The organism is Actinokineospora guangxiensis (genome assembly GCF_042657845.1).
Classification (GTDB): Bacteria; Actinomycetota; Actinomycetes; order Mycobacteriales; family Pseudonocardiaceae; genus Actinokineospora; species Actinokineospora guangxiensis.
On sequence record NZ_JBHSKF010000001.1, the window covers coordinates 408,084 to 428,648 of the forward strand.

General features: G+C 74.3%; 15 protein-coding genes. 9 read left to right on the forward strand and 6 right to left on the reverse strand.

What is annotated here, in order from left to right:
- Together ACFPM7_RS01905 and phoU are read left to right on the forward strand one after the other, a co-directional pair.
- Complete coding sequence (locus tag ACFPM7_RS01905; protein ID WP_378243060.1) at positions 1–4,209, forward strand: LCP family protein; 4,209 nt, start codon at positions 1–3, stop codon at positions 4,207–4,209.
- Positions 4,210–4,312: 103 nt separating this feature from the next.
- Positions 4,313–4,978, forward strand: coding sequence for a phosphate signaling complex protein PhoU (phoU, locus tag ACFPM7_RS01910; protein ID WP_378243062.1), 666 nt, complete (start codon positions 4,313–4,315; stop codon positions 4,976–4,978).
- 87 nt (positions 4,979–5,065) lie between these two features.
- On the opposite strand, the gene ACFPM7_RS01915 is transcribed toward phoU, so the two are convergent.
- Positions 5,066–5,950, reverse strand: coding sequence for an ICP22 family protein (locus ACFPM7_RS01915; protein ID WP_378243064.1), 885 nt, complete (start codon positions 5,948–5,950; stop codon positions 5,066–5,068).
- Between the two features lie 105 nt (positions 5,951–6,055).
- Here ACFPM7_RS01915 and ACFPM7_RS01920 point away from each other — a divergent pair, with 105 nt between their 5' ends.
- Positions 6,056–6,811 (forward strand): 3'(2'),5'-bisphosphate nucleotidase CysQ, encoded by a 756-nt coding sequence (locus ACFPM7_RS01920; RefSeq protein ID WP_378243066.1) that lies wholly within the window; start codon positions 6,056–6,058, stop codon positions 6,809–6,811.
- On the opposite strand, the gene ACFPM7_RS01925 is transcribed toward ACFPM7_RS01920, so the two are convergent.
- On the reverse strand, positions 6,780–7,736 hold the full coding sequence (locus ACFPM7_RS01925; RefSeq protein ID WP_378243068.1) for a phosphotransferase: 957 nt from the start codon (positions 7,734–7,736) through the stop codon (positions 6,780–6,782). The two genes, ACFPM7_RS01920 and ACFPM7_RS01925, sit on opposite strands and share 32 nt — an antisense overlap.
- Positions 7,737–7,840: 104 nt before the next feature.
- Here ACFPM7_RS01925 and ACFPM7_RS01930 point away from each other — a divergent pair, with 104 nt between their 5' ends.
- From ACFPM7_RS01930 to wecB, 3 genes are read left to right on the forward strand one after another with little or no spacing between them, the layout of a single operon-like run.
- Positions 7,841–9,856, forward strand: coding sequence for a DUF6541 family protein (locus tag ACFPM7_RS01930; protein ID WP_378243070.1), 2,016 nt, complete (start codon positions 7,841–7,843; stop codon positions 9,854–9,856).
- A gap of 3 nt (positions 9,857–9,859) precedes the next feature.
- The gene (locus ACFPM7_RS01935; protein WP_378243072.1) at positions 9,860–11,845 is read left to right on the forward strand and encodes a DUF6541 family protein; all 1,986 of its coding nucleotides are present in this window, start codon (positions 9,860–9,862) and stop codon (positions 11,843–11,845) included.
- A 37-nt stretch (positions 11,846–11,882) separates the two neighbouring features.
- On the forward strand, positions 11,883–12,947 hold the full coding sequence (gene wecB, locus ACFPM7_RS01940) for a non-hydrolyzing UDP-N-acetylglucosamine 2-epimerase (protein ID WP_378243074.1): 1,065 nt from the start codon (positions 11,883–11,885) through the stop codon (positions 12,945–12,947).
- Here wecB and ACFPM7_RS01945 read toward each other — a convergent pair.
- Genes ACFPM7_RS01945 through ACFPM7_RS01955 form a run of 3 tightly spaced genes read right to left on the reverse strand, consistent with a single transcriptional unit; the run spans position 12,944 to position 16,177 of the window.
- A complete protein-coding gene (locus tag ACFPM7_RS01945; protein WP_378243076.1) occupies positions 12,944–14,092 on the reverse strand; it encodes a glycosyltransferase family 4 protein in 1,149 nt (382 codons plus the stop codon). The two genes, wecB and ACFPM7_RS01945, sit on opposite strands and share 4 nt — an antisense overlap.
- A gap of 10 nt (positions 14,093–14,102) precedes the next feature.
- The gene (locus ACFPM7_RS01950) at positions 14,103–15,086 is read right to left on the reverse strand and encodes a Gfo/Idh/MocA family protein (protein ID WP_378243078.1); all 984 of its coding nucleotides are present in this window, start codon (positions 15,084–15,086) and stop codon (positions 14,103–14,105) included.
- Positions 15,086–16,177, reverse strand: coding sequence for a DegT/DnrJ/EryC1/StrS family aminotransferase (locus tag ACFPM7_RS01955; protein WP_378243080.1), 1,092 nt, complete (start codon positions 16,175–16,177; stop codon positions 15,086–15,088). Before ACFPM7_RS01955 ends, ACFPM7_RS01950 begins: the two co-directional genes overlap by 1 nt.
- Positions 16,178–16,275: 98 nt before the next feature.
- On the opposite strand from ACFPM7_RS01955, the gene ACFPM7_RS01960 reads away from it, so the two are divergent.
- Genes ACFPM7_RS01960 through ACFPM7_RS01970 form a run of 3 tightly spaced genes read left to right on the forward strand, consistent with a single transcriptional unit; the run spans position 16,276 to position 19,879 of the window.
- Positions 16,276–17,436 carry a glycosyltransferase gene (locus tag ACFPM7_RS01960; protein WP_378243082.1) on the forward strand — a complete coding sequence of 387 codons (1,161 nt, stop codon included), beginning with the start codon at positions 16,276–16,278 and terminating at the stop codon, positions 17,434–17,436.
- Entirely contained in the window at positions 17,433–18,416 is a 984-nt protein-coding gene (locus tag ACFPM7_RS01965) for a glycosyltransferase family protein (RefSeq protein WP_378243084.1), read from the forward strand. Before ACFPM7_RS01960 ends, ACFPM7_RS01965 begins: the two co-directional genes overlap by 4 nt.
- On the forward strand, positions 18,413–19,879 hold the full coding sequence (locus tag ACFPM7_RS01970; RefSeq protein WP_378243086.1) for a lipopolysaccharide biosynthesis protein: 1,467 nt from the start codon (positions 18,413–18,415) through the stop codon (positions 19,877–19,879). The genes ACFPM7_RS01965 and ACFPM7_RS01970 overlap by 4 nt, the downstream gene beginning before the upstream one ends.
- Here the strand turns inward: ACFPM7_RS01970 and ACFPM7_RS01975 are convergent.
- Complete coding sequence (locus ACFPM7_RS01975) at positions 19,861–20,523, reverse strand: class I SAM-dependent methyltransferase (protein WP_378243087.1); 663 nt, start codon at positions 20,521–20,523, stop codon at positions 19,861–19,863. The two genes, ACFPM7_RS01970 and ACFPM7_RS01975, sit on opposite strands and share 19 nt — an antisense overlap.
- Between the last annotated feature and the right edge of the window lie 42 nt (positions 20,524–20,565).

Sequence of the window (20,565 nt, forward strand, 5' to 3'; positions counted from 1 at the left end):
GTGCCCGACGAGTACGACGGCGACGGCGCCCCGCCCTCCGACCCAGGTGGGAAGCGCCGCGCCCCCGACCCGGACCAGCCCCGCCGACGCAGGCGCTCGCTGGACGACGGCGACGGCGTCAGCGTCTCCGACCTGGTGGAACGCCACTCCGCCTCGCGCACCGACCTCCCGGTCGCCGGCCGTCGCCGAGCCCCGGAGGAGTCTCGCCACGCCGCCCCCGAGGCCCCCAAGCCCAAGCGCGGCGGCATCGAGGACCTCGGCGCCGCCATGCAGGGCCGCCGCGCCGCCGCCGGACAGGCCGACACCCCGCCGTCCCGCCACGGCCGCAGGCACGCCCCCGAACAGCCCCCGGGCGGCACCCCACGATCAGGTGACGCCCACCAGCCGCCCGCCGATCTCTCCCGCCCCGAGCGGCAGCCCGCCGAGCCTCCCCGCCCCGCCGGTCGCGGCCCTGAGCTGCCCCGCAGGACGAGGGACGGCCGCGGCGGCGAACTCCCCCGCCGAGGCGCCCCCCGGCCCGCCGACCGCACGCCCCGCGCTGACGGCCCCGGTCCCGACCAGCGCCCCCCCTCCCCGCCCCGCCCCTCGGACAACGGCGACTGGCAGACCGCGGAGCAACCCCCCGTCGGCGACCCCTTCCCCCCCGCCGCCCCGCAGCGCCCCGCACCGAGGCAAGCCCACGAGCCCCAGGACCGGCCCGCGTCGAGGCAGCCCCGCGACGCGCAGGACCAGCCGCACCCCGGGCAGGCGCGGGAGCCGCGGTCCGCGCACCGGCAGGCCCCCGAGGCCCGCCAGCGCCGCGCTCCCCGCAGACCCGCGCCCGGCCAGGCAGGCGGCCCGCCGATGCCCCCCGCCGAGCCTGGCGGGCCCCAGCGGGCGTCCATCCCGGCCGACGTGGTCCGCGAGGCCACCGGCGCCCACCGAATACCGGGCGAGCCCGGCCTGGACTTCGACCAGTTCGTCCCCGCCGACCTCCCCCGCACCGGCCCAGCGCCGCGCCCGGCCCCCACCCGTCCGGCGCACGAGCCCACCCACCCGGGCGACCTCCCCGAGCACGACCTCCCCAGCAAGCACTACCCCGCCCCCCCGGCGAACCCCGACCGCCGCCCCGACGCCGCAGGCCCGCACCACGCCCAGTCCGGCCCCGATACCGACGCTGCGCCCGGTCCGACGTCCGGCCCGGCGCGCCGCGCCCAGCCCACCGGCCAGCACCAGCTTCCCGGCCAGGAGGGTTCCGGTCCCCGCCGCGCGCTGCCCGCGGGCGACCCGGAGGCGATCGACCAGCCCCGTCCCCGCCGCAGGCCCCGGCCGGCCGCCAACCCCATGCCGGGCGAGGAGCAGTTCGCCCAGCCCGGCCCCGACTCCGGCCCGCACCGCAGGCCGAGCGGGCAGCATCCCCTCCCCGGCCAGCCGGGCCCGCACGCCCAGAACTCCGGCCCGCACCGCACGCCCCAGCCCCCCGGCGGCCCGCCCGGCCAAGGCAGGCCCGGCCGCCGCCAGCCGACCGGACAGCACCCCCTCCCCGCCGGCGCAGGCCCGCACCGCACCCCGCCTGCGGACCCCCGCCAGGCCCTCGGCGGCCAGCCCGGCCCGGACCACTCCGGCCCCCACCGGACACACCCCACGGGCCAGCACCCCCTGCCCGGCCCGGACCACGCGGACCCGCACCGCATGCCGCCCACGGGGCAGCACCCGATGCCTGGCCCTGATGCTCGTCAGCCTGGGCCGGATCACGCCGGTCCGCATCGCACGGGTCAGTACCCGATGCCGGATGCCCGGCGGGTGGCCGATGGGCCGTCCGGTCCTGACCGCGCCGGGCCGCACGCCGTTCCCGGCGACCACCGGGGCGTCGACGCCCAGTCGGGGCCGGGAGGCCAGGACCACCTACCGCAGGCCGCCGAGCCGCGTGCGCGCCGGCAGCCGACTGGGCAGCACCCGCTGCCCAGCCGCAGGCGCCAGCCGCCGACGCCGCACCCGGACAACCCCGAGCGCTTCCCCGTGGCCGACGCGCCGTTCGCCGACGGACCGCAGCCCTCGGGCCGCTTCCCGGTGGCCGATCTGCCGTTCACCGCCGATGGGCCGCAGCCATCCGGCCGGTTCCCCGCGGAGGCCTCGCACTCCGACGCGCCGCTGCCCGACGGCCCGTTCGCCGCGGGGCCGCAGCCGTCCGGGCGGATGCCGCGCGGCCCGCACCAGAACGGCCCGCACCAGTCCGGCCCGCACCAGAACGGTCCGCAGCCCACCGGCGCGCTGCCCGTCCCGCACTCCGAGGTCTTCCCCGACGTCCGCCACCCGTTCCCGGAACCCACCCAGGACCGCTTCCCGGTGGACGAGGCGTCCGCCGACATCTCCGCCCGCCTCGGTGGCGACAAGCCGCGCATCCCGCGCCAGCAGCCCCCCGGGCAGTCCTCCATGCCGCCCGGCGAGATGCCCGCGGGCGAGCCGGAGGCGACCCAGAAGGTCGGCCTGACCCCGCCGCCGGGTGTGTCCGCCGCCGAGGCCGTCGGGATGACGACCGAGATGGAGCCGATCGGCGAGGCCACGCAGAAGCGCAGGCGGGTGGACGAGACGCTCGCGCGGTTCTCGAAGGTGCACGACGAGCTCAAGGCCGAGGAGAAGGCCAAGCGCAAGCGGCGGATGCCGTGGAACGCCGAGGACGACGAGCTTGAGGAGCAGCTGGAGGAGCTGTCCAAGCAGCCGGGCTCCTCCGCTGACGACGAGGAGAAGCCCAAGCCCAAGAAGAAGGGCCTCTTCGCCAAGGTGTTCACCGGGACGACCGCGATCCTGGTTTTCCTGGGCACCGGGGCGGGCTGGGGGTTCCTCAAGCACACCGGCGACAACATCGACAAGGTCCGGGCGCTGGACCCGGACTCGGCGGCCATCCAGAACGCCGAGGCGCAGAGCGGGGACGAGAACTTCCTGCTCGCCGGGTCCGACACCCGCGAGGGGGCCGAGGCCGAGGAGGGCGTCGGCAGCGCCAGCGAGGTGCCCGGCGCGCGGGCGGACACGATGATGATCGCCCACGTGCCCGCCGACCGCAGCCGCGTGGTGATCGTGTCGTTCCCGCGCGACCTGGAGATCGAGCGCCCGGACTGCGAGCGCTTCGATCCCAAGACGAACGAGTACACCGGCGAGAACGTCCCCGGGCAGTCGGCGGTCAAGCTGAACACCGCCTACCAGGTGGGCGGGCCGCTGTGCGCGACCAAGGTCGTGCAGGAGCTTTCCGGGCTGCGGGTCACGCGGTTCATCGGGATCGACTTCCACGGGTTCAAGGGCATGGTCGACGCGGTCGACGGCGTGAGCGTCTGCGTCGAGGAGCCGATGTACGACACGTTCATGAACAAGTGGATCGTGCAGGAGGCGGGCACCGCCGTCGAGCTGCGCGGCGACCAGGCGCTGGACTTCGTGCGGTCGCGGCAGGTGCGCGGCGACCCGACGTCGGACTACGGGCGGATCAAGCGCCAGCAGCGGTTCCTGTCGTCGTTGCTGCGCAAGGCGATGTCCGGGCAGGTGCTGCTCGACCCGGCCAAGCTGACCGGGTTCACCCAGGCGTTCACCAACTCCACCTTCGGCGACAACATCACCGTGGAGTCGCTGTTCTCCCTCGGGCAGTCGCTGCAGGGCCTGGAGGCCGGGCGGGTCACGTTCCTGACCGTGCCGACGGTCGGCATCGCCAACGACCGCGGCAACGAGGACCTGCGGGTGGAGGACAACGCGGCGCTGTTCCGCGCGATCGTCAACAACCAGCCGCTGCCGGGGGAGAAGCCCGCCGAGACCGACGAGGAGCAGCGCGCGCTGCCGCAGTCCTCGCCGCTGCGCCTGCGCCAGCAGCAGGCCGACCCGAAGACGCTCAAGGTCCAGGTCCTCAACGGCGGCAACCCGACCGGTGGCATCGCCAAGCGCACCGGCGAGGCGCTCGCGGGCCACGGCTACCAGATCGTGCTGGTGAACTCCGCGCCGAAGGTGGCCAAGACGGTCATCTACTACGGCACCGGCAACGAGGCCGCCGCGCGGACGCTGGCCTCGTCGGTCCCGGGCGTGCAGCTCAAGGCCGACGCGTCGATGGGCAAGGCGCTGGTGCTGGTGCTCGGCCCGGAATTCGACGGCGAGGTCGTCGCGCCCGGCACGGCCGAGGTGCGCGAGCCGGAGCCGGAGAAGCTGCCCGGGGACCTCTCGGCCATCAACGGCGGCGACGTGCGCTGCGCGTGAACTGCGCGGACTCACCTGACGCGGCGGGAATGGACTTCTCCGGTTCACCGGTCATTCACTCCGCGATAGGTGTGTTCGCGCTGCTTGCGTCTAGGCTTTGCGCATGCGCGAGGCTTACCACAACGAACTAGGACAGCTGGCCGACCGGCTCGCGGAGATGTGCGCGATGGTCGGCGAGGCCATGGATCTCGCCACGCGCGCCTTGCTGGAGACCGACCTGGCCTTGGCCGAGCGGGTGATCAGCGGCGACGAGAAGATCGATGACGCGCGCTCGGCGTGCGAGGAGCACGCGTACTCGCTGCTGGCGCTGCAGGCCCCCGTCGCCACCGACCTGCGCACCGTGCTGGCCGCGATCCACGCCGCGGAGAGCCTGGAGCGCATGGGCGACCTGGCGCTGCACGTGGCCAAGGCCGCCCGCCGCAGGCACCCCAACCCGGTGCTGCCCGACGCGGTGCGCGGCAGCTTCGCCGAGATGGGCCGCATCGCCGTCAGCCTGGCCCGCGGCGCCGAGGGTGTCATCCGCACCCAGGACGTCGCCGCGGCGCGCGCGCTGGACGACGCCGACGACGAGATGGACGACCTGCACCGCAACCTCTTCGGCGTGATCATGGACAAGGACTGGCCGCACGGCGTGGCCGCCGCGGTCGACGTCACGCTGCTGGGCCGCTTCTACGAGCGCTACGCCGACCACGCGGTGTCGGTGGCCAAGCGGGTGGTGTTCGTGGTGACGGGCCGCATGCCCGGCACCTCCGACGACCTGGAGCCCTAGGGCCGGTGTCGACAGCCGAACGGCCCGGTTCCCTGAGGGGCCGGGCCGTTCGTGTCGTTCCGGGGCCGGGGAACCGGCGCGGCGCGGTCAGTAGCCGGTGAGGCTGGACGGGTCGTCGTGGCAGGAGCCGGGGTCGTCGGCGCCGACGTCTGTGGTGTCGGTGCCCTCGTCCATCGGCTTGAGGTCGTCGTACCAGTCCGACAGGGCGCCGCTGTCGGCGACCTGGTCGTCGGCGGGCTCGTCGGTCGGGTCGTCGGTCGGGTCGTCGGTGGTGTCGTCAGCGGTGGTGTCGTCAGCGGTGGTGTCGGTGCCGTCCACGTCGCCCGTGCCGTCGGCGGGCTTGAGGTCGTCGTACCAGTCCTGCAGCGAGGGGTCGCCGGTGGTGTCGTCGGTGGCGGGCTCGGGCTCCTCGGCGGGCCGCAGGTCCTCGAACCACTCGGTCAGCGCGCCGGAGTCGACCTCGGCGGGCTGGGTGCCCTCGCCCTGCTCCTCGGCGGGTGCGTCGGCCTCGCCGGTGGGCTCGGCCTCGGGCTGACCGGTTTCCGGCTGGTCGGCCTCGCCCGTCGGCTCGGCCTCGGGCTGGTCGGTCTCGCCCGCGGGCTCGGTTCCGGGCTCCTCGGCGGGGGGCTGGTTCTCGAAGCCGCTGTCGGAGTTGTCGGCCTGCTGGGCGGTCTTGTCCTCGGCCGGGTCGGCGTCGGAACCGCCTTGGCCCTGGGCGTTCCAGGTGCCCTCGCCGCTCGGGTCGTGGTAGGCGGACTCGGCGACGCCGTCGTCGTTGAGGTCGAGCAGCGCGGTGTCGGCGACGCCGTCGCCGTCGGAGTCCCACATGGCGTCGTCGTAGCGGCCGTCGCCGTCGAAGTCGACGGCGATCGCGTCGGTCTTGCCGTCGCCGTCGACGTCCACGTTGGTCTGTCCGTGGTGGACCGTCGGGTCGCCTTCGCCAGTGCCGAAGTGGTACTGGATGTCCGCCATTGTTGGTGTCCCCTCCGTCGTGCTCCGACAGGTAGACGCGGGGCAGGCACCCCAGGTTCCTTGGCGTGAGCGTAATGCACCGATTCCGCTGCTACGGTCGGGTTCGTGCAGGATGCCCAGGTCGCCGCCGAGGCCGCCGCCCGAGCCGCCGACGTGCTCGTGGCCCTGTCCGCGCACCCCGACGGCCCGCGCGCCGACGCGGAGGCGAACACCGCCGTCCTGTCCGTGCTCGCCGCGCTACGTCCGGGTGACGCGGTGCTCTCCGAGGAGTCCGCCGACAGCCCGGCGCGCCTGGGCGCCGACCGGGTGTGGATCGTCGACCCGCTCGACGGCACCCGCGAGTTCGCCGCGGGCAGCCCGCAGTGGGCGGTGCACGTGGCCCTGTGGCGGCGCGGCGAGGGCATCACCGCGGCGGCGGTGGCCCTGCCCGCACTGGCTGAGCTTGCCGGGGTCGCCGGGGTCGCCGGGGTCGCCGGGGTCGTTGTGGCGGGCACGCCCGCTACCGCACCGGCGCACGCCGGCCTGCGGATCGCGGTGAGCGCGGGCCGCCCGCCGGCCTGCGCGAGCGCGGTGGCCGAGCGGCTGGGCGCCCGACTGGTCCCGATGGGCTCGGCGGGCGTGAAGGCGGTCGCTGTCCTGCGCGGCGAGGTCGACGCCTACCTGCACGCTGGCGGCCAGTGGGAGTGGGACTCCGCCGCCCCCGTGGGCGTCGCGCTCGCGGGCGGCCTGCACGCTTCCCGCGCCGACGGCTCCCCGCTGCGCTACAACCAGCCAACCCCGTACCTGCCGGACCTGCTCATCTGCCGTCCCGCCCTCGCCGATCCGCTGCTCAGCGCCTTTCGAGCAGCGCGAGGAGGGTGAGGCGCGGCGCGTCGGCGAAGTCGCTGGGGCCGGTGCCCGCGGCCCTGGCCCACGTCAGGGTGCGGGCGACGATGCCGAGGCGGCACGCCAGGGCCAGCTCGGCCCGCAGCGCGGCCGGGGTCGCGTGGTCGGCGAACTCGGCCAGGTAGCGGTCGCGGGCGGTGTCGGCGGCGGTGTCGCCCAGTTCGGCGCGGATGACGCCCAGCGGGTGCAGCGCGGCGGCGAAGGGGTGGGCCACGACGCTGTCGCCCCAGTCGTAGAAGCGCCCCGACAGCAGGACGTTCTCCGGGTGCAGGTCGTTGTGGTCCAGCGACGGCGGCAGCGACGACGCGGCCAGTTCGGCCGACCAGTCCGCCACCAGCGCGGCGGCCGTCCCGTCGGTGAACGCGCCGGGCAGCTCGCCGCGCACGGCGGAGACGGCCTGCTCCAGCCGCTGAGGCATCGCGGCCGGCCGCATGTCGCTCACCCCGGCCGCCAGGAGCCGGTCGACGTGCGGGAACAGCCGCCGCTGGAGGCGGGCGTACCGCACCAGGGCGTCGGCGAGCCCGTCGACGGCGCCCAGGGACGGGCCGCCGTCGGGCAGCAGGACCCAGCCCCGCTCGGCGTCCACGCCGATCGGGTCCAGCACCCACTCGGCGGCGACCTCGCGCAGCACCAGGTACAGCCCGGCCTCGAACGCGGTGTCCTGGCCCGAGGCCTTCAGCCAGACCCGGCCCGCGGTGGTCGGCGCGGTCAGCACCGTCGCCCACGGGCGGACCCTCGGCTGCTCGACCTCGCCGGTGCGCCGCGCGCCCCGCGCCGCGAGCGCGGCGTCCAGCCAGGCGACGGCTTCGGCCCGCCACCCGGCGCTCGTCCACCCGGTGCTGGGTGATCCGGGTGACCCGGTGCTGGGTGACCCGGTGCTGGATGACGCTGTCTCCGGCATCCGGCCATCCTCGCGCACGTCCCGGCCGGATGGCGCGGCATTTGCTCTTGCTACTCTGCGGTCGGCCGCCGGCCGTGCGCCTTCCGCTAGGAGCTTTGACGACGATGACGTGGTGGCAGACAGTCCCCGCTTTCGCGCTGACGGCGGCCATCGTGTTCCTGCCCGGCTATCTCGTCCTGCGCTGCTGGGCGGTGACCGGCCTCGTCGCGGTCGGGGTCGCCGCGCCGGTCTCCATCGGCGTCCTGGCGGCCGCGGCGATCGTCGCGCCCTGGGTCGGCGTCGGGTTCGGGCCGCTGGTCCTCGTGGTCCCCGCGCTGGTGCTGGCCGCCGCCGGGCTGCTGGTCCGCAAGGCGCGGCCGAAGGTCATGGGCATCGAGGGCCGGGTGCGCCGCTCGCCCCGCTCGCGCTGGACGCTGCTGGCCCACCTCGGCGCGCTGGTCATCCCGTTCTCGCTGATCACCGTCAACCTGGTGCGGATGATCGGGTCGCCGGAGAACATCTCCCAGACCTACGACAACGTCTTCCACCTCAACGCCATCCGCTACATCCTCGACACCGGCTCGGGCTCCACGCTCACCCTCGGCGGGATGTACAGCGACGGCGCCAGGGTCTCCACGTACCCGGCGGCCTGGCACGACCTGGTGGCGCTCGTCGCACAGCTCTCCGGGCTGAGCATCCCGGTCGCCGTCAACGTCGTCACCGTCGCCATCGGCGCGCTGATCTGGCCGGTGTCGGCGATCTTCCTGGTCACCCGGGTCACCGGCACCCGGCCGGTCCCGGTGCTGTTCGCGGGCGCGCTGTCCTCGGTGTTCGGCGCGTTCCCCTACCTGATGGCCGAGTTCGGCATCCTTTACCCGTACTACCTGTCGCTGGCCGTGCTCCCGGTCGGCATCGGACTGATCGCGATGATCACCGGCGTGGGCGAGCGCAACGGCACGCCGCGCTGGCTGGCCGGGCTCGCGCTCATCGCCGTCACCCCCGCCATCGCGCTGTCGCACCCGAGCACCTTCCTGGCGCTGCTGCTGTTCGCGGTGCCGATCTTCGTCGTCTCCGTGGTGCGCTACCGGCGCATCCTCGCCGGCCGCCGGGGCGCGGGGCGCTACTGGCTGCTGATCTGCACGCTGGTGGTGTACCTCGTCATCGGCGTGGCCGTGTGGATCAGGGTGCGGCCGAGCGTGGAGGCCTCGGGCTGGTCGACGGTGCAGTCGATCCCGCAGGCCATCGGCGAGGTGCTCGCGGGCGGGCTACTGGGCCAGGGCCCGTCCTGGGTGGTGCTCGTGCTCACGGTGGTCGCGGCGGCCCTGGCGATCCGCAGGCAGTTCAGCCAGTGGGTGCTCGGCGTCTACGTCATCGCGGCGGGCCTGTTCATCGTCGTCTCCGCCCTGAACTACCCCGGCGTGCGGCACTTCGTGACCGGCGTTTGGTACAACGACCCCAACCGCCTCGCCGCGCTGGTGCCGGTGATCGCCGTCGTGGTGTGCGCCATCTCGGCGAACTGGCTGTTCCTGCGCACCCGCGACGCCCTGACCCAGCGCTACCCGCGCCTGGCCGAGCTGAAGTTCACCCGCGAGGCGACCCCGGCCGCGGCGGGCGTGGCCTTCGTCGTCGCCCTGCTCATGGCGCTGGTCGGCCAGTACAGCTCGGTCAACTACGCGGTCGCCCAGGGCAGGCCGGACTACCAGCCGAACCCCGCGTCGAACGCGCCGCTGCTCGCTCCCGACGAGCGTGCCCTGCTGGAGCGGCTCGACCAGCACGTCCCGGCGGGGGAGAAGATCATCGGCTACGCGTGGACGGGCACCGCCTTCGCCTACGCCCTCGGCGGCCGCCGCACGCTGACCCCGCACCTGGCCGAGGAGAGCGTGCCCCCCGAGGTCACCGAGCTGATGAACAACCTCGACATGATCGACCGCGACCCCCAGGTGTGCGCGCTGGTCGACCGGCTCGACGCGCACTACGTGCTCGACTTCCCCGGCCGCGTGCTCTGGGAGAACGACACGTTCTACCCCGGCCTGGCCACCATCGCCGCCAACCCCAGGGCCGTCGAGGTCGACCGCCAGGGCGCGGCGGTGCTCTACCGGCTCACCGGCTGCGGTGGAGAGCCCAGCACCCCGGGGCGCTGAGCGGTGGGCACCGCGATCTCCTTCGCCACCGGCGCCCTGGCGACCGCGCTCGCCCTGGTGTTCCTGCCCGGCTACCTGGTGCTGCGCTCCTGGGCGGTGACCGGCCTCGTCGCGGTCGCCGCCGCGGCCCCGGTCTCGATCGGCCTGCTGGGCACCGCGGCGCTCGCGGCCCCTGCCCTCGGTGTCGGCTTCGGGCCGCTGCTCCTGCTCGGCCCGGCCGTCGCCGCCGCCGCGGTGGGCCTGCTCGTGCGGTCCCGGTGGCCGAAGGCGCTGGGCGCCCACGACCGGGTGCGCCGCCCGGCGCGCTCGCGGTGGCCGCTGCTGGCGCACCTCGGCGCCCTGCTCATCCCGGCCGCGGTGATCGGGTCCGGGGTGATCCGCATGATCGGCTCGCCGGACAACGTGTCCCAGACCTACGACGCGTCCTTCCACTTCAACGCCGTCCGCTACATCCTCGACACCGGCTCGGGCTCCGCGCTCACCCTCGGCGGCATGTACACCGAGGGCGCGCGCCCCTCGCCCTACCCGGCGGCCTGGCACGACGTCGTCGCCCTCGTGGTCGAGGTGTCCGGATCGAGCATCCCGACGGCGGCCAACGCGGTGACGCTCGTCGTCGCCGCGCTGGTCTGGCCGCTGTCGATGATCTTCCTGGTCACCAGGGTCACCGGCGTCCGGCCGGTCCCGGTGCTGCTCGCGGGCGCGGTGTCGACGATCTTCGGCACCTACCCGATGCAGTCCGCCGAGTTCGGCATGCTCTACCCGTACTTCCTGTCGCTGTCGCTGCTGCCGGTCGGCCTGGGCCTCATCACCATGGCCACCGGGGTCGGCGACCGCGGCGGCACACCGCGCTGGGTGGCCGCGCTCGCGCTGCTGGCGGTGGTCCCGGCCGTCGCGCTGGCGCACCCGAGCAGCGTGCTGGGGCTCTCGCTGCTCGCGGTGCCGGTCTTCGTGGTCGCGGTGGTGCGCTTCCGCCGCGTCCTGGCCGGGCGCGCGGGCGCGGGCCGCTACTGGCTGCTGGTGTCGCTGCTGGGCGCCTACCTTCTCGCCGGGGTGGTCGTGTGGCTGCGGATGCGGCCCAGCGCCGAGGCCTCCGGCTGGCTGATCGTGCAGACCCCGCCGGAGGCGGTGTGGGAGCTGCTCACCGCCGGGCTGCTCACCCAGCCGCCGACCTGGCTCGCGTTCGGGCTGACCCTGGTCGCCATCGGGCTGGCGCTGCGCCGCAAGCTCAGCCAGTGGGTGACCGGGGCGTACCTGATCGTGGCGGTCCTGTTCGTGGTGGTCTCCTCGGTGGACCCCTGGTGGTTCCGGACCATCTTCACCGGCGTCTGGTACAACGACCCGGTCCGGCTCGCCGCCCTGGTGCCCGCGATCGCGGTCGTGGCCTGCACGCTCGCCGCGGTCTGGCTGTTCAACCGGGTCCGCGAACTCCGCGAGCGCGGCTCCTCGCACCGCGAGGCCACGCCCGGCGTCGCCGCGGCCGCCTTCGGGGCCGCCGCCGTGCTCGCCGTCGCGGGCCAGTTCGGCTCGGTCGGGTTCGCCGTCGGCGAGGGTGTGCACGCCTACCAGCCCGGCCCCGACGGGTCGGCCCCGCTGCTGTCCACCGACGAGCGCGCCCTCCTGGAGCGCCTGGACCAGCACGTCCCGGCGGGGGAGAAGATCATGGGCTACGCCTGGAACGGCTCCGCCTTCTCCTACGCCCTCGGCGGCAGGCGCACCCTCACCCCGCACCTGGCCGAGAGCAGCGTCCCGGCCGACGTCGACCAGCTGATGCGCGACCTGGACCGCATCGACACCGACCCGGCCGTCTGCGAGCTCGTCCAGCGCCTGGATGCCCGCTACGCGCTGCACTTCCCCGGCCCGGTGCTCTGGGACCGCGAGCGCCGCTTCCGCGGTCTGGAGGCGATCGCGTCGAACCCGAGGGCGGTCGAGGTCGACCGCGAGGGCGACGCCGTGCTCTACCGCATCACCGGGTGCGGCGACCCGGGCTGAGCCGGACGGCCCACCGCCCGGCGTTAGACTCCCGGCCATGCGAATCCTGAGCGTCGTCGGCGCGCGCCCGCAGTTCGTCAAGCTCGCCCCGATCGCCAGGGCGATGGCGGGCCGGGCCGACCACCTCATCGCGCACACCGGCCAGCACTACGACCACAACATGAGCGACGCGTTCTTCGCCGACCTCGGAATCCCGCACCCGGACTTCAACCTCGGCGTCGGTTCGGGCAAGCACGGCGCCCAGACCGGGGCGATGCTGACCGGGCTGGAGGAGATCATCGAGGACACCCGGCCCGACTGGGTGCTGGTCTACGGCGACACCAACTCCACCCTCGCCGCCGCGGTCGCCGCGGTGAAGCTGCACGTGCGCGTCGCGCACCTGGAGGCCGGGCTGCGCTCGTTCAACCGGCGCATGCCCGAGGAGCACAACCGCGTGCTCACCGACCACGCCGCCGACCTGCTGCTGGCCCCCACCCAGGTGGCCATGGACCACCTGGCCACCGAGGGCCTGGCCGAGCGCAGCGTCCTGGTCGGCGACGTGATGACCGACGTGCTGTTCAAGACCCGCGACGAGGTCGCGGGCACCCCGCTCGCCCTGGCGGCGGCGGTCGAGCCCGGCGGCTACTACGTCGCCACCATCCACCGCCCCGACAACACCGACGACCCGGACCGGCTGCGCGCCATCCTCGACGGCCTGGCCAAGGTCGCCAAGCCGGTCGTGCTGCTCGCCCACCCGCGGCTGCGCGCCCTCGCCGACAAGCACGGCATCGAGCTGGCCGCCGGGTCCGTCGTGGTCTCCGACCCGGTCGGCTACCCGCAGCTGGTCAACGCCGTCGCCCACGCCGCCGGCGTGATCACCGACTCCGGCGGGCTGCAGAAGGAGGCCTTCCTGCTGCGCGTGCCGTGCACGACGCTGCGCCCGGAGACCGAGTGGGTGGAGACGGTCGACCTGGGCTGGAACGTCCTGGTCACCGACGACTTCCCGGCCCTGCCGGGGATCGTCGAGCGGCCCCGGCCCGCCGCGACCGACGCCGCGCCGTACGGCACGGGCACCGCGGCCGAGGCCGTCGTGGAGACCCTGCTGTCGCGGCTACCGCGCTAGGCCTGTCCCAGGTCCTCGGCCACCCACCGGGCCGCGTTGCGCCCGGTGGTGGCCAGGGAGGCATTCTCGCCCACCCAGGACACCAGGTGGTCGCGGTCGACGGCGTGGCCGTCCAGCAGGGCGAGCATCTGCTCGGCCACGGCCTCCGGGGTGTACTCCGCGACCAGGCCCAGCTTGTTGTCGTTGATCAGCTCGGCGCTCGCCCCGACCCCGGCGAAGAGCATCGGGGTGCCGCACGCGGCGGCGGCGTAGATCTTGGTGGGCTTGGCGAAGTCGTAGCCCTGGCCCGGCACGATGCTCGCCAGCGAGCCGACCGCGCCGCTGATCCAGCGGGCCGCCTCCGCGGGCGGCACCACGCCGCCGAACTCGACGCGGCCGGGGGCCAGGTCGGCGGCCAGCGCGCGCAGCGCCTTCTCGGCCGTGCCCTGGCCGAAGAACCGCAGCGTCACGTCCGGGTGCTTGGCCAGCACGGCGGGCATGGCCCGGACGAACACGTCCGACCCCTGCCACTCCGACATCGTCCCGGTGTAGACGAAGTAGCCCTTCCCGTCGGGGACCGGCTCGGCCTCGGTGCGGTGGAAGGTGCTGGTGTCCACGCCGTTCTGCACGACGCGGACCCGGTCGGCGGGCACACCCAGCTCGCGCACCCGCTCGGCCACCCCGTCGGAGACGGCGACGACGCCGCGCGCCCGGCGCAGCGCGAACCGCTCGAACCCGCGCATGACCCCGACGACCGCCTTGTGCGCGCCGATCGCCACCAGCGCGTCCGACCAGATGTCGGCGGCGTAGTAGTAGAACGGCTTGCGCTTGAGCAGGCAGGCGATCGCGGCGACCACGCCCGTGGTCGGCGGCGGCTCGCAGATGACCACGTCGGCGGAGGTGAACAGCAGCCGCGCGGCAAGCGGGCCGTCGAAGCTGAGGTACTGCACGTAGCCGCGGACGTTGCCGCCCGCGTCGCGCAGCACCGGCCAGCGGCGCACGTCGAAGCGCGGGAACGCCTGCGGCACGGCGAACTTCGGCGGCGTCGTGGTGAGCACCGTGACCTGGTGGCCGGCGTCGGCGAACCCGTCGGCCAGGGCCTTGAGCCGGAAGGCCGCCGCCGCCACCTCGGGCGCGAACAGCCGGGTGGCGATGACGACCTTCATGCCCGTTCCCTCACGCCTTCTGGCTGGCCTCGGCCGCCGTCGACAGGACCTTCTCCGCGGTGCGCAGCGTCTCCAGGCCCTCCTGGAGCGTCACGACCTCAAGGGACGTGCCCAGCACCGCGTCGCGGAACTTCTCGTGCTCGGTGCGCAGCGGCTCGCGCTTGGCGATCGCGTAGCGGGTCATGTCGCCCTCGGAGACGCCGCGGAAGTTGGCGACGGAGTCCCACTCGGTGTCCACCACGCCGTTGGCGTAGAAGGTCAGGTCCGCGGTGAGGGTGTCGGCGACGAAGGCGCCCTTCTCGCCGGTGACGACGGTCAGGCGCTCCTTCATCGGGGACAGCCAGTTCACCAGGTGGTTGGTGATGGTGCCGTTGGCCAGGCGGCCGGTGGCGGCGACCATGTCCTCGTGCTCGCGGCCCGAGCGGCGCGACACCTGCGCGGAGACGTGCGTGTACTCCGACTGTGCCAGCCACGCGGTCAGGTCGATGTCGTGGGTGGCCAGGTCCTTGACCACGCCGACGTCGGCGATGCGCGCCGGGAAGGGGCCCTGCCTGCGGGTGGCGATCTGGTAGACCTCGCCCAGCTCGCCCTCGGCCATCCGCGCGCGCAGCGACTGCAGCGCCGGGTTGTAGCGCTCGATGTGGCCCACCGCGCCGATGACGCCCGCCGCGGCGAACGCCTCGACCAGCTTGGTGCCGGCCTCGACGCTGTGCGCGATCGGCTTCTCGATGAGGGTGTGCACGCCCGCGGCGGCCAGCGCCAGGCCGACCTCCTCGTGCATGCCGGTCGGCACCGCGCACACGGCCATGTCGATGCCCGCGTCGATCAGCTCGGCGACGCCGTTGAGCACCGGCAGGCCCTGGGCCACGCCGTGCGGGTCGCCGTGGGCGTCGGCGACGGCGACCAGGGTCAGCCCGTCGACCTCGCGCACCACGCGGGCGTGGTGGCGGCCCATCATGCCGAGGCCGATCAGGCCCACTCGCAGGTCGGTCATCACGCGCCCGCCTTCGCCAGGGTGTTCACCGCGGCGACGACGCGCTCGCGGTCTTCGTCGTCCAAGGAGGGGTGCACCGGCAGCGACAGCACCGCGGTGGCCGCCTTCTCGGTGTTCGGCAGGTCCTCGGTCCGGTTGAACGAGGGCAGCCGGTGGTTCGGGATGGGGTAGTAGACCCCGGAGCCGATCTGGTGCTCCTCCTTGAGCGCGCGGACGAAGCCGTCGCGGTCCTCGGAGACGGTGATCGTGTACTGGTGGTAGACGTGCACCGCGCCCTCGGCCACCGCGGGCACCCCGACGCCGGAGAGGTTGGCGTCGAAGAACTCGGCGTTGGCCTGCCGGGCCTTGGTCCACGCGTTGATCTTGGTGAGCTGGACGCGGCCGATGGCGGCGTGCAGGTTCGTCATGCGGGCGTTGAAGCCGACGATCTCGTTCTCGTACTGGCGTTCCATGCCCTGGTTGCGCAGCAGGCGCAGGGTGCGCTCCACGGTCGCGTCCCCGGTGGAGACCATGCCGCCCTCGCCGGAGGTCATGTTCTTCGTCGGGTAGAGGCTGAACATCGCGAACGCGCCGAAGGTGCCGACCGGCTTGCCCGCCAGGCTCGCGCCGTGCGCCTGCGCGGCGTCCTCGTAGAGGGCGATGCCGTGCTTCTCGGCGATGGCGGTGAGGGCGGGCATGTTCGCGGGGTGGCCGTAGAGGTGCACCGGCATGATGCCCTTGGTGCGCTCGGTCACCAGCGAGGCGACGTGGTCGGCGTCGAGGCAGTAGTGGTCCAGCTCGATGTCGGCGAACACCGGGGTGGCCCCGGTCAGCGCGACGGAGTTCGCCGTGGCGGCGAAGGTGAAGGACGGCACGATGACCTCGTCACCGGGCCCGACCCCCGCGGCGAGCAGGCCCAGGTGCAGGCCCGCGGTGCCGGAGTTGACCGCGACGGCCGCGCGGCCGTCCAGCAGGACCTGGCTGAACTCCTGCTCGAACGCCGACACCTCGGCACCCTGGGCGAGCATGCCGGAGCGCAGCACCGCGTCGACGGCCGCCCGCTCCTCGTCGCCGATGATCGGCTTGGCCGCCGGGATGAAGTCCTTGCTCACGTCTGCCTCGATGTGTCGGGGACGGGTCGATCCACCTTAAGGTCCGCCGCGCCCGCTGGGTCGGTCGGGGTGAACCCCGGGCGTTAGACTCCCCGCCCATGGCGAACGACGCCCGCCGCGGCCGGATTCTCTGCGTCTCCTTCTCCGACATCTCCAGCGACGCGCGTGTGCTGCGCCAGCTCGACGTGCTCGCCGAACTGGGCGAGGTGACCACCATCGGGTTCGGCGACAAGCCGCCCGCCGCTGCCGAGCACCTCGCGGTCGACTCGGCGCTGCCGTCGCTGCCGCAGACGCCGCTCGGTGTGGCCAAACTCGCGCTGCACCGGTGGGAGTCCGCCGAGTTCGCCGCGCCCGCCGTCAGCGCCGCCCGCGACCTGCTGCGCGGCAGGCGCTTCGACCTGGTGGTGGCCAACGAGGCGCGGGCCATGGCGCTGGCGCACGAGGTCGCCCAGGGCGCGCCGGTGGTGGCCGACATGCACGAGTGGGCTCCCGAGGAGCGTTCGCACGTGCGGTCGTGGCGGCTGCTGGTGAAGCCGTTCATGGTCCACCAGTGCGCCAAGTACCTGCCGAAGATGACGGCCGTCACCACCGTCAACGGCTCCATCGCCGAGCTCTACGAGCGCGAGTTCGGCATCCGCCCGGACATCGTCCGCAACGCCGCGCCCTTCCGCGACCTCGCGCCGACCGAGGTGCGCGAGGACCGCATCCGCCTCGTGCACAGCGGCGGCGCGGTGCCGGGCCGCAACCTCGAGGCGCTCATCACCGCCGTGCGCGGCCTCGACGAGCGCTTCACCCTCGACCTCTACCTGGTGCCCGGCCGCGACGGCGGGCGCTACCTCGACCAGCTCACCGGCCTCATCGGCGGCGACACCCGGATCACCCTGCACCCGCCGGTGCCCTCGCGGCAGCTGCCGGACACGCTCAACCAGTACGACGCGGGCATCTACAGCCTCCCGCCGCTGACCCCGAACCACCTCTTCATGCTGCCGAACAAGATCTTCGACTTCGTGCAGGCGCGCATCGCGGTGGTCTTCGGCTCCGCCCCCGAGACCGACCGGCTGATCAGCGAGCACAGCCTCGGCGTAATCGCCCCGGACGCCACCGCCGAGGCCATGCGCGCGACGCTGGCCGCGCTCACCGTCGAGCAGGTCCGCGAGTACAAGGCGAACGTGCACCGGGCGGCGAAGGCGCTCAGCTCGGACGAGGACGCCGCCACGCTGCGGCGCATCGTCGGCGGTCTGCTGGCGGGAGCGCGGTGAGCCCGTCGGTCCTGCACGTCAACGACGCGGCCTCGACGGCGCGGCGGCTGATCGGGGAGGCCGCCCGGCGCGGTCGGCACTGGGACTTCCTGCCCAAGGCCGCGCCCGCGCAGGACTGGTCCGGCCCGCTCGGGCAGGCGCGCAAGGCCGCGATCGGGGCGTCCTGGGTGCTGCGGCTGAAGCTGGCCGCGCGCAGGCACGACATCGTGCACGTGCACTCGGCCAGCACCGTGGCGCACTCGCGCATCGGGGCGCCGCGCTACGTGCTGCACTGCCACGGCACCGACGTGCGCACCGCGCAGTACCAGCCGCGCTGGACCGCGACGATCCGCCGCGCGCTCACCGAGGCCGAGGCCGTCTTCTTCTCCACCCCCGACCTCGCCGAGCACGTGCTCGGCCACCGGTCGGACGCGATCTACCTGCCGGTCCCGATCCCGATGGCCGGCATCCCGGCCTGGGCGCCCGCGGGCGGCAGGCCACGCGTCGTGTTCGCCTCCCGGTGGGGGCCGGACAAGGGCGGCCAGGCCCAGCTGGACCTGGCCGCCGCCCTGGTCGCCGCGGTCGGCGACGACGGCGAGGTGGTCGGCGTCGACTGGGGTCCGCAGGCCGCCGACGCCGCCGCGCGCGGCGTCGTCCTGGTGCCGCGCACCGACCCCGAGCGCTACCTGGAGCTGCTGCGCACCGCCACGGTCGTGGTCGGGCAGAGCGCGGGCATCCTCGCCTCCAGCGAGCTGGAGGCGATGGCCGCCGGCGCCCCGCTGGTGGTCCCGGTGCCGCTGCCGCTCTACGCCGACTCCCCGCCGCCGGTGCTCGGCGGCGACCCGGACGCCGCGGTGGCCGCGGTGCTGCGGGTGCTGGGCGACCCGGGCGCGCACGACCCGGCGGCGGTGCGGAGCTGGGTGGCCGCGACGCACGACGTCACCGGCGCCTACGACGTGGTGGCCAAGGTCTACGAGGGCGTGCTGGCGGATCGGCGGTGACCGCGGGCGGCGTGTTCCGCCCGGTCCGGCTCGACGCGCCGGAAGGGGGGTCGCTGGCCAGGGGCGGGGTGCAGAGCACGATCGGCCTGCTCGCCCAGGGCCTGCTGCGGTTCGTCGCCGCGCTGCTCGTGGGCCACATCGCCGGGCGCGGCGAGTTCGGCGTGGTCGCCTCGGCGATCGCGGCCGCCACGATCCTGTCCCTGCTCTGGCCGACCACCGCGGGCGCGGCGGCCTCGAAGTTCTTCGCCAGGGCGCGCGGTGCCGGCGATCTCGGCGGGCTCTCGGCCATCGCCGCGCACCTGCGCACGCGCACCTTGCTGGCGAGCCTCGTGCTCGGCCTGGCGGCGATCCCGGTCTGGGTGTTCTACGACGGCGGGTCCTGGCTCGGCGGGCTGTGCGTGGCCGCGCTCGCCATCGCCTACTCCGGCTACATCTTCACCCGCGGCGTGCAGTTCGGCGCGGGCCAGGTGCGCCGCGCGACCGTGTGGGACCTGACCAGCGTCGCGGTCGGCCTGCTCGGGATCACGGTGCTGCTGCTCGTGGGCGTGCGCGGGCCCGCGCTGGTGCTGGCCCTGGCCGCCGCCTACGGCCTGTACGCGCTGGCGGGCTGGCCGTACCGGGTCACCGGCAGGCCCGAGCGCGAGCAGCGCCGCGAGATCGACGCCTTCGTGCTCTTCGGCGCCGCGGGCGCGCTGGCCAGCACCGGCTTCCTGCAGTTCTCCCAGATCGCCGCCGGGCTCGTCGGCGGGGTCGAGCAGGCGGGCGTCTACGCCTCCGCGCTCAGCCTGGCCACCCCGGCGTCGATGCTGGCGGCGTCGCTGAGCCTGGTGCTGCTGCCCTCGCTGGCCGAGGCGTGGGGCCGCGGCGACAAGGCCGCCTTCCACGCCCAGTCCGACACCGCCACCCGCGCGCTGGCGACGGTGATGGTGGCGATCTTCGGCGCGCTGCTGATCGGCAGCAGGCTGGTCGTCGACCTGGTGTGGGGCGGGAAGTACCCCGAGGCCCGAGACCTGCTGCCGATCCTGGTGCTGGCCGTGCTCGCCACCAACCTCGCCGTCGGCAGCGTGAACTCGCTGACCACCCGTTCGCGGCGCGGTGTCCGGCTGACCATGATCGCCAGCGTCGCGGGCATGGCGGTCGGCGTGCTGGTCTGGCTGGTCGCCGCGCCGCGGTGGGGCAACACCGGCATCGCCATCGGCTACCTGTGCGGGACGACCGTGGTGGCCGCCATCCCCGTCGTCGTGGCGTGGCGCACCGGCGGGCACCGGTGGGGGGCGCTGTTCGCCAAGGTGGGCGTCGCGGTCGCGGCCATGGTGGGCATCGCTGTGCTGCAGCGGGCCGCCGACCTCCCGGTCGTCCTCGACCTCGCCTTCGCGGCGGTGTTCCTCGTCTGCTGGCTGCTGGCCAACCGCGCCACCGTCACCGCGCTGCTGCGCGGGCGGGGTCAGACCGCGCGGCCGTAGAGGAAGAACGAGGAGATCATCCGGATGCCCTCGGGCGGGTCCACCCGCTCCCGCAGCTCCCAGTCCGGGCGGGCCTCGGCGACCCACCTGGTGAAGTCGCGGTGCTTCTCGGTGGGGCCGAGCTCGCCGCCCTCCTCGGCGTTGCAGCAGATGACGACGTAGCGCTCGGCGCTGTCGAAGAGGCGGAACATGTAGTCCTCGAAGACCTCGTCCTCCACCAAGTGGAAGATCACTTCGAGGGAGATGGCCAGGTCGCCGCGCAGCCAGCCGGCGGCGTCGGAGAGGGTCACCGGGTCGTAGCGCAGGAAGCTCTTCGTCGGGTCGTCGGCGAAGCGCTCGATGCACAGCTTCACCGCCGTCGCGGAGCGGTCCAGGCCCAGGTAGCGGGGGTACTCGGCGAGGGTGAGCTGGTTGCCGTCGCCGCAGCCGAGGTCGACCACGGAGGTGACGCCCAACTCGGCCACCCACCCGTTGACGACCGACGCCTTCCACTCGGCCTGCTTGCCGTAGGAGCCGGAACCGGAGGTGCCGCCCTTGGCGTAGCGGTCCTCCCAGTAGTCCGCGCTGCCCGGGAACAAGCGCTGCCGCATGCGGAACGCGGGCTGGCTCTGCGCGACCTTGCCCACCATGGATCGGATCTTCACTCAGGCAACCTTAATCCGAATGGCGGATGACACCTAAGGGCG